This is a genomic window from Streptomyces alkaliphilus (assembly GCF_014141535.1).
GTDB classification, from domain to species: Bacteria; Actinomycetota; Actinomycetes; order Streptomycetales; family Streptomycetaceae; genus Streptomyces; species Streptomyces alkaliphilus.
The window spans coordinates 1-403 of the sequence record NZ_VKHT01001769.1; the positions used below are offsets into that span (position 1 = coordinate 1).

Below are 403 nucleotides of genomic sequence, written 5' to 3' on the forward strand. Positions count from 1 at the left end.
GGGCCGGGCCGGGGGAGGGCGACGCGCCGGCCGGACCGGACCCCGCCCGCCTGGCCCGCCTCGGTCTGCGCGTCGCCCATCCCGAGGCGGTGCACCCGCTGTTGGAGAAGCTCGGGGCCGTCCCCGCCACGCCGCGCGCGGTGCTGGAGACGCCCCGGGTGCGGGCCGCCGTCGCCGCCTCGATGGAGGACGATCCGCTCGGCGACCCGCTGGCGGATCCCTTCGACGGGGCCGGCGGGATCGGCGGGGTCGAGGGAGCCGACGGGATCGAGGGAGCCGGCGGGGACGGCCCGCTGCGCGCCCCCGAGTTGGCCGGGATCGTCCTCGGCCTGGTCCGCGCCGCCGGGATCGAACCCGGCGAACTGCCCTGGCTGGCCGCGCTCGCCCTCCCCGACGAGGACGC

The 403-nt window shown here is 80.4% G+C and carries 1 protein-coding gene; it reads left to right on the plus strand.

The window, feature by feature from the left end; genetic code table 11:
• The coding region (locus FNQ90_RS26685) for a hypothetical protein (protein ID WP_182608616.1) at positions 1-403 on the plus strand (403 nt) is incomplete at both ends.